Here is an 8,583-nt window from a genome sequence, read left to right on the forward strand (position 1 = left end):
ACTAGTTCTGACCTTCGACAAGCCAGAACCTAGGCAGGACAACGGCGTGCGCCATCAACGACGCGCCGACCCACCCACAGACACGTCACAAGACCCATAAATATGCCGCTGAGGTATACCGCTCCGGACCGTTTCCGCCCCGACCGAGGTCACCGAGGGTGACCGTCGGGCTTGCGCTCAGCGGCGCGTGAGGTCGTTGACGCAGCGCAGCACCGGGCGCGCCGTGAGGGCGGCGGGGTCCAGCGCGGCGTCGGACCGCACGGTGAAGGTTGTCGACTCGCCCGGCAGGAGCGTGACCAGGGCCTGGTCCACCTCCGCTGAGGCATCGAGCCGGTCCGCGAAGAGGGTCAGGTCCCGCAGCACCGTGCGGGCGGTGACCCGGACCCGCTGCCCGCCGTCCACCCGCTCGACCGTGGCGTCCCAGGCCGCCGCCGGCCAGTCGACCTCCCGGTCCTCGGCGAAGAACCACAGCGCGCGCTCCGCGCTGTCGCCGGCCTCCGCGACCAGCAGCTCGCGCCGGGCATCCTCCGGCCGCGCCAGCTCCGCCGGCAGTGCCAGCACCACCGAGGAGTACGCCGGGACATCGAGGTCGACCGAGGTCTTCGCCCTCGGCTCCCCGGTGAGCGTGAACCGGGTGACCGCGGCCGGCGCGGTCCACGCCTCGGCGCTCTCGTTGACCGCGACCAGGGCCAGGCCGCCGTCGCGGGGCTGCACGGTGAGCAGCCGATCGGCGTACGCGTGACGCAGCGCGTACCACAGGGGTTTGCGGCGGCCGTCGCCGTCGACGGCCGACCAGGAGGTCACCGGCCAGCAGTCGTTGAGCTGCCAGACGATGGTGCCCGCGCAGACACCCCGGTGGGAGCGGAAGTGCTCCACCCCGAGTTGGATGGCTCGGGCCTGGTTGAGCTGCGTCAGGTAGTGCCAGTCGTCGAAGTCCGCCGGGGCGGGCAGGTGCGCGTCGAGGCCGCGCTGGAGCTTGGCGTCACCGCCGGCCGCCTTCTGGTGGTGGGCCATGCCCGGTGAGTCGTGCGCCAGGGGTTCGTCGCTCAACGCCCGGCGCAGTGTGGCGTACGCCGGTGGGGCCTGGTAACCGAACTCGGCGACGAAGCGCGGGACGTACTCCCGGTACTTGGTGTAGTCGTCGGTGTTCCACACGTCCCAGATGTGGGTGGTGCCGTGCGCCGGGTCGTTGGGGTGGATCGCCTCGCTGCCCGACCAGGGGCTGCCCGGCCAGTACGGGCGGGTCGGGTCCAGCTCGCCGACGATCCGGGGCAGCACGTCGAGGTAGTAGCCGCGCCCCCAGGTGCGCCCGTCGAGGGCCGGCTGCCAGTCCCAGTCGTGCCAACCCCAGATGTTCTCGTTGTTGCCGGTCCAGAGCACCAGCGACGGGTACGGCGTGAGCCGGGTCACCTGCTCGGCGGCCTCGGCGGCCACCTCGGTGCCGAACGGCTCCTCCTCCGGGTACGCGGCGCAGGCGAAGAGGAAGTCCTGCTGGACGAGGAGCCCGCGCTCGTCGGCGAGGTCGTAGAAGTCCGCCGACTCGTACCGGCCGCCGCCCCAGACCCGCAGCAGGTTGACGTTGGCCGCAACCGCCTGGTCGAACCGCTCGGCCAGCCGGGCCCGGGTGATCCTGGTGGGGAACGCGTCGTCCGGGATCCAGTTGACCCCACGGACGAAGATCGGGACGTCGTTGACCGACAACGAGAACGGGGTGCCGTGCTCGTCGGGGGCGGTGTCCAGTCGTACCGAGCGGAAGCCGATCCGGTGCGACCAGCTGTCCAGGGTGTCGCCGTCCGGTGCGTGCACTGTCACAGCGATCGGGTGGCGCGTCTGCTCGCCGTACCCCCGGGGCCACCACAGCGCGGGCTCGCGGACGGTGAGGGTCAGCACGGCCGTGCGCTGCCCGGCCGGGATGACCACCTCGGCGTGGGCGCCGGCGACGGCGGCGCGGACGGTCAGCGGGACGTCCGCGACCCGCTCGACCTCGACGTGCAGCTCCACCCGGCCGTCGCGACCGTCCATGGTGACCAGTGGGCGGACGGTGGCCAGCCGGGCGGTGGACCAGGCGTGCAGGCTGATCTCCTGCCAGATGCCGGCGGTGACCAGTGTCGGCCCCCAGTCCCAGCCGAAGTTGCAGGCCATCTTGCGGATGAAGTGGAACGGCTCCGGGTAGGCGTTCGGCCGGTCGCCGAGCCGTTCCCGCTGCGCCTCGGCGTAGCGGTACGCCGAGGCGAAGGTGACGACCAGGTCGTTGTCGCCGTCGCGCAGCAGCGGTCGGACGTCGAAGCGGTAGCCACGGTGCATGTTTTCGGTGCGACCGACCTCGACACCGTTGAGGGTGAGCGTGGCGACGGTGTCCAGGCCGGCGCAGACCAGGTCGACGCGCTGGTCGTCGCCCGCCCGGTGGACGAAGGTGGTCTGGTAGACCCAGTCGGTGCGACCGATCCAGGCCACCGCCCGCTCGTTGTCGTCGAGGTAGGGATCGGGGATCAGCCCGGCGTCGAGCAGATCGGTGTGCACACAACCGGGTACGGTCGCCGGCACGGACCGACCGGTGATCTCCTCGGGCACCTGCGCTCCGGGGGCCGCTCGCACTGTCCAACCGTCGTGGAGTGCCTGTCGGCTCAAGACTTCACCGCACCTTCCATGATTCCGCGGACGATCTGGCGTCCACCGATGAACAGCATGATCAGCAGGGGGATGGTAGCCACGAACGCGCCGGCGAGCACCCGACGGTAGATGACGTAGTTGCCGCTGGCCAGATCGGAGATGGCCACCATCGAGGTCGGGTATTCGGTCCCGCCGAGGGTGATCAGCGGCCACTGGAAGTCGTTCCAGGTCGCCACGAAGGTGAGCAGGCCGAGCACCGCGAGGGCCGGCCGGATCGCGGGCAGGACGATGGAGCGGTAGACCCGCATCGTCGTCGCGCCGTCCATCCGGGCCGACTCGATCAGCTCGTCCGGCACGGTGTTGAGAATGAACTGCCGCATGTAGAAGACGCCGAACGCGGTGACCAGGCCGGGCACGATGACCGCCAGCAGGGTGCCGTTCCAGCCCAGTCTGCCCATCACGATGTACAGCGCGACGACGCCGAGTTGGTTGGGCACGGTGAGGGTGAGCACCACGAACAACATCAGCCACCGGCTGCCGGCGAAACGCAGCTTGGCGAAGGCGAAACCGGCCAACGAACAGAAGAACAGCATCGAGACGGTCACCACGGTCGAGACGATGACACTGTTGATCAGTGAGGCGGCGAAGTAGACGTCCTGGAGCGAGAAGACCTCCTCCAGGTTGACCAGGAAACGGTCACCGGGGACCACGGCCGGCGGAAGTTGGGCCAGCGCCTCGTCGTCGCTGGTGGCGATGACGAACATCCAGTACAGCGGGAACGCCGCGAACAGCATGGTGGTGGCCAGCAGCAGGTATGTCCCGACGCCGGCCGGGGTGTCCTGCGGGGCACGACCCATCAGGGCCGCCCGTCGGCGGCGGGTCGTGGTGGCCGCCGGCTGGCGCGGTGTGGTGTCGACGGCGCTCACCTGGATCGCCCCCCGGAGAGTCGGTTGGTCAGCAGCGTGTTGATCCCGGCCACGACCAGGATGATCAGGAAGAGCGCCCAGCTCATGGCTGCCGCGTAGCCGAGGTTGAGGTCCTTCCAGCCAACCTTGTAGATCAGCTGGGCGATGGTCTGCCACTCGCCGTTGGGTCCGCCGGTGGCGGCCTGGGCGTTGAGGTCGAACAGCATCGGCTCGATGAAGAGTTGGAACCCGCCGATGGTGGAGAGGATGACGGTGAAGACGATCACCGGCTGGATCATCGGCACGGTGATCCGCCAGAGCTGCCGCCAGGGGCCGGCCCCGTCGACCGCCGCGGCCTCGTAGACGTCGCGCGGGATGGACTGCATGGCGGCCAGGTAGAGCAGCGCGTTGTAACCGATCCACTTCCAGTTGACCATCGTGGCGATGGCGATCCAGGCGTGCATCTTGTCGGCCCGCCAGTTGATCGGTTCGCGGTCGCCGATGCCGAACAGGCCGAGCACCCAGTTGGCCATCCCGAAGTCGCGGGAGAAGAACACGCTGAACACCATGGTCGAGGCGACGATCGGGGTGACGTACGGCAGCAGCACACCCACCCGCCACCAGGTCTGCGCGCGCAGCCGGCGGTTGAGCAGCGACGCCACGATCAGCGCGAGCAGCAGCTGCGGCACCGAGGAGAGCAGGAAGATGCCGAAGGTGTTGTAGAGCGCGTTCCAGAAGTCCTCGTCTCCGAAGAGCTGCCGGAAGTTGGCGAGGCCGGCCCAGCCGGTCAATGTCGGGTCGTCCAGCCGGTAGTTCCGCAGGGCGATGACGCCGTTGAAGACCAGCGGAAACAGGCCGAAGACCAGGAAGATCAGGAAGAACGGCGCGATCAACACGTACGGCATGTAGCGCGTGTCGAACCGGTACAGCCGGTCGGGCCAGCTTGATCGGCCACGGGCCATGTCATCGCCGTGGCCGTTCCGTCCGTTGGTGGTGTGCCGGCCCGACGGGGTGGGTGCGGCGCGGGTGGTGGACATCGGGACACTCCAGGGCCGAAGAGACGAGGTACGCGCGGTCGGTGCGGGGGCGACCCCATGCCGGCCGCCCCCGTACCGGCGGGCTCAGGAGGTGCTTGCCTTCTCGGCTTCCTTGACCGCCTCGGTCCAGGCGGTCTCCGGCTTGAGGGTCTTGTTCTGCACCCGGATCAGCACGTTCTCCACGGCCACCCGGGTGGGGCCGTTCTTCTTGCCGAGATACTGCGGGGTCAGGCCCTGCGCCATCTTTGGGAAGATCTGGCCCACCGGCGCGTCGGTGAAGAAGGGGTTCTTGAAGTCGGCGATCGCCGGGTCGCTGTAGAGAGCCGGCTGGGACGGCAGGTTGCCGACCCTCTTGAAGATCTCGATCTGCTGCTCCGGCTGGACCAGCCACTCCAGCAGCTTGTACGCCTCGGCTACGTGCTTGCTCTGCTCGGGGATCGTCAGGAACGAGCCGCCCCAGTTGCCGCCGCCCCCGGGCACGGCGGCGATGTCCCACTTGCCCTCGGTGCCGGGTGCGGTGTCCTTGATGTGCCCGAGCATCCACGCCGGGCAGGCGAGCACCGCGAAGGAGCCGCTGGTGAAGCCCTTGTCCCAGTCGGCCTGGAAGCTGGCCAGGTTGGCGGAGAGACCGGCCTGGATGGCCCTGATGGTGTAGTCGAAGGCGACCTTCGGGCCCTGCTCCATCTGGAGCCGGTCCTGCTCGTCGTAGAAGCCGACCGGCTGCTGGCCGAGGATCGGGTTGAACAGGTTGCTGCCGGCGTCGATGAACTTCTTGTTGGTTCTGCCGGTGTACTGCTGGCCGACCTCGATGAACCTGTCCCAGGTGGGCCAGAGCGCGGAGACCTGGTCCCGTTCGGTGGGCAGCCCGGCAGCCTTGAACAGGTCGGTGCGGTAGCACATGGCAAGGCCGCCGGTGTCGGTGCCGAGACCGATCTGGGTCTTGCCGTCGGCGGAGAGCGACTGCCTCCACTTCCACGCCAGGTACTTGCTCTCGTACGCGCCGGCGCCCTTGTCGAGCAGGTTGACGAACTTGTCCGACTGGCTACGGAACTGCACCATGAAACCCTCGTCGATGGCGGCGATGTCCGGCGCCCCGGAGCCGGCGACCAGCTTCTTCTGCAGGTCCTCGTGCTGGGCGTTGTACTCCCCGGAGTTCAGTTGAATCTTGATGTTGGGATTGGCCGCCTCGTACTTGACCTTGAGATCCTGGAGGCCGAAGTCGCCCCAGAAGTTGATTTTCAGGCTGACCTGCCCGTCCGCCGCGTCGGAGGCCTGCCCGCTCTTGCCGCTGCACGCGGCGACCAGGGCAAGACCGACCGCACCCACGGTGACGGCGCGGGCCCACCGGGCCCAGGACTCTCTCATGTCATCCTCCGAACAAGTGAAAACGCTCCCGAAATCGACAGACGCTGACTTAACCGGATAAGTGAAGCCACCGTACGGTCCGGCATCAGGAGTGTCAACGGCCAGACCCAGAGGTCGGATGGATATGCTGAACCGGGCCAGCGACAGCCACGGGTCGTGACCATCCGCCGTGGACAGTCGGGCGGCCGCGCCAGCCGGCTGCGCTAGGTTGAGGCCGTCGCCCGATCCACGACCGGGACAGGGCGTCGCTGCGACAGTTCAGCAGACCCCGACCTCTCCGAGGCCGGAGAGCGGAGGAGCACGCCGGTGAAGCGGCCGACAATCGCCGACGTCGCCCAACGCGCCGGGGTGTCCAAGGGCGCCGTGTCGTACGCCCTGAACGGGCAGCCCGGGGTCTCCGAGGCCACCCGGCAGCGCATCCTGGCCATCGCCACGGAGATCGGGTTCAGCCCGAGCAGCGCCGCCCGGGCCCTCTCCGCCGCCACCGCCGGGGCGGTCGGACTGGCCCTCTGCCGACCGGCCCGGACGCTCGGCGTCGAGCCGTTCTTCATGGCTCTGATCAGTGGCGTCGAGGCCGAACTCTCCGCCCGCGCGTACGCGCTGACCCTCCAGGTGGTGGCCGACCACGACGCCGAGATCGCGGTCTACCGGCGCTGGTGGGGGGAGCGTCGGGTGGACGGGGTGCTCGTCTGCGACCTGCGCACCGACGACAGTCGCATCCCGGCCCTGGAGCAACTGCACCTGCCGGCGGTGGTGATCGGCGGCCCCGACGGAACCGGCGAGCTGGCCAGCCTCTGGTCCGACGACGCGGCCGCGCTGACCGAGACGGTGGAGTATCTGGTCGCGCTCGGGCACCGGCGGATCGCCCGGGTCGGTGGCCTGCCCGACCTGCGGCACACCGCGATCCGCACCGACGCCTTCGCGGCCGTCTGCCAGCGACTCGGCCTGGCCGACGCGGTCACCGTCTCGTCCGACTACACCGGCGAGGAGGGCGGCCGGGCCACCCGCCGGCTGCTGAGCGCCGCCCATCGGCCCACCGCGCTCATCTTCGACAACGACGTGATGGCCGTCGCCGGGCTCTCCGTCGCCCAGGAGATGGGCCTCACCGTGCCCGCCGACCTGTCCATCGTGGCCTGGGACGACTCACCGCTGTGCCGGCTGGTGCACCCACCGCTGACCGCGCTGGGCCGGGACATCTCGGCGTACGGCGCGCACGCCGCCCGGCAGCTGCTGGCCGTCGTCGCCGGCGAACGGCCGAGCCGGGTGCAGGTCGAGACGCCACGTCTCACCCCGCGCGGCAGCACCGCCCCACCGCTACGCTGACTGAACCGGTTAAGCGGCCGACTCAGCGGGATGCCGACGGAAACTCCTCGAAGTACGCCTCCACCCGCTCGGCCGTCGCCGGGCGGGCCAGCGCGAACCCCTGCCCGTACCGGCAGCCGCCCCGGCGTGCCCCCTCGACCTGGCTCGACGACTCCAACTCCTCGGCGACGATCTCGACGCCCAGCCGCTCGCCGACGTTGACCACCACGTCGATCAGCGGTGGCTGCCCGTCCAGCCGGCCGCCCACCAGTTCCGGGCCGACCTTGAGCAGGTCGATCGGCAGCCGGCGGAGCTGGGCCAGGGAGGCGTGCTCGGCCCGGAAGTCGTCCAACGCGGTGCGGACGCCCAGCGACCGGAGCCCGGCCAGCCGGGCCACCACGGTCGGCAGGTCACCGGCGACCCTCGGCTCGCTCACCTCCACCACCAGGCGCTCCGGCGGCACCCCGTACGCGGCCAGCACCGCGGCGGTCCGCTGGACGAAGTCGGGCGTGGTCAACTCCCGGGTGGTGACGTTCACCGCCATCCACAGCTCCCGCACCCCCACCGACCAGTTCGACAGCTGCCGGCAGGCCCGGTCCAGCACCCACCACTCCAGCTCACCGACCAGGTCCAGATCCTCGGCGACCGGTAGCAACTCGGCCGGGAGCACCGTGCCCAGCACCGGGCTGCGCCAGCGCAGCAGCGCCTCCGCGCCCACCGGCTGCCCGTCGACCAGATCGACCACCGGCTGGTAGACGAGGTCCAGCTCGCCGCGCGCCACCGCACCGGGCAGCTCGCGTTCCAGGTCGAGTCGGCGCACCAGCTGTTCCTCCAGGAACGCGTCGTACCACTCGACCCGGTCCCGGCCCAGCTGCACGGCCCGTCGTCGGGCCAGCTCGGCCTGCCGGAGCACGTCCGCCGGCCCGGCACCGCTCACCTCGGCCAACCCGATGCTCGTCTGCACGCGCAGCACCGCGTTGGCCACCCGGTAGGGCGAGCTGAGCGCGCCCAACAGTCGGGTGCCCAGGGCGTACGCCAACACCGGGCCGGCGGTGGTCACCACCGCGAAGCCGGTACCCGTACACCCGGTGACCAGGTCGTCGGTGGCAATGATCGCGCGGGCCCGGTGCACCGCCTCGGCCAGCAGGTCAGCCCTGGCCGACGGACCGATGGCATCGGTGCCGTGCAGGTCCACCAGCAGCAGCGCGCCGGTCGGCGCCGGGACGTCACCGATGGCGGCGAGGGCGTCCAGCAGGGCCACCCGGTCGCCCCGAACGTCGTTGCCCGGTGGTGGCGGCTCGACCGGGGCCGGCCAGCGCGCTGGCGTCGCCCGACGGTGCCGGACCGCGCCGCCGGCGCCCGGC

The 8,583-nt window shown here is 70.3% G+C and carries 6 protein-coding genes; 1 reads left to right on the forward strand and 5 read right to left on the reverse strand.

What is annotated here, in order from left to right:
* Nucleotides 1-177: 177 nt before the first annotated feature.
* The 4 genes from JM949_RS30780 to JM949_RS30795 form a co-directional block, all read right to left on the reverse strand.
* Nucleotides 178-2,628, reverse strand: coding sequence for a glycoside hydrolase family 2 protein (locus JM949_RS30780; protein ID WP_203151616.1), 2,451 nt, complete (start codon nucleotides 2,626-2,628; stop codon nucleotides 178-180).
* A complete protein-coding gene (locus tag JM949_RS30785) occupies nucleotides 2,625-3,467 on the reverse strand; it encodes a carbohydrate ABC transporter permease (RefSeq protein ID WP_203151621.1) in 843 nt (280 codons plus the stop codon). Before JM949_RS30785 ends, JM949_RS30780 begins: the two co-directional genes overlap by 4 nt.
* 65 nt (nucleotides 3,468-3,532) lie before the next feature.
* Nucleotides 3,533-4,552, reverse strand: coding sequence for a carbohydrate ABC transporter permease (locus JM949_RS30790; protein WP_203151617.1), 1,020 nt, complete (start codon nucleotides 4,550-4,552; stop codon nucleotides 3,533-3,535).
* A gap of 84 nt (nucleotides 4,553-4,636) precedes the next feature.
* Nucleotides 4,637-5,917 carry an ABC transporter substrate-binding protein gene (locus JM949_RS30795; RefSeq protein ID WP_203151618.1) on the reverse strand — a complete coding sequence of 427 codons (1,281 nt, stop codon included), beginning with the start codon at nucleotides 5,915-5,917 and terminating at the stop codon, nucleotides 4,637-4,639.
* Nucleotides 5,918-6,223: 306 nt separating this feature from the next.
* On the opposite strand from JM949_RS30795, the gene JM949_RS30800 reads away from it, so the two are divergent.
* Nucleotides 6,224-7,240: a LacI family DNA-binding transcriptional regulator gene (locus JM949_RS30800; RefSeq protein WP_203151619.1), complete on the forward strand. Its 1,017-nt coding sequence runs from the start codon at nucleotides 6,224-6,226 to the stop codon at nucleotides 7,238-7,240.
* A gap of 22 nt (nucleotides 7,241-7,262) precedes the next feature.
* Here the strand turns inward: JM949_RS30800 and JM949_RS30805 are convergent.
* Nucleotides 7,263-8,583, reverse strand: a 1,321-nt coding sequence (locus tag JM949_RS30805; RefSeq protein ID WP_203151620.1) for a GGDEF domain-containing phosphodiesterase, incomplete at its 5' end; no start/stop codon positions are given.

Source organism: Micromonospora tarensis (genome assembly GCF_016803395.1).
Lineage (GTDB): Bacteria > Actinomycetota > Actinomycetes > Mycobacteriales > Micromonosporaceae > Micromonospora > Micromonospora tarensis.

Bases quoted from the DNA above. Each gene is read 5' to 3' on its own strand.
- JM949_RS30790 (WP_203151617.1), bottom strand. From the start codon at position 4,552: ATGTCCACCACCCGCGCCGCACCCACCCCGTCGGGCCGGCACACCACC.
- JM949_RS30785 (WP_203151621.1), bottom strand. From the start codon at position 3,467: ATGGGTCGTGCCCCGCAGGACACCCCGGCCGGCGTCGGGACATACCTG.
- JM949_RS30795 (WP_203151618.1), bottom strand. From the start codon at position 5,917: ATGAGAGAGTCCTGGGCCCGGTGGGCCCGCGCCGTCACCGTGGGTGCG.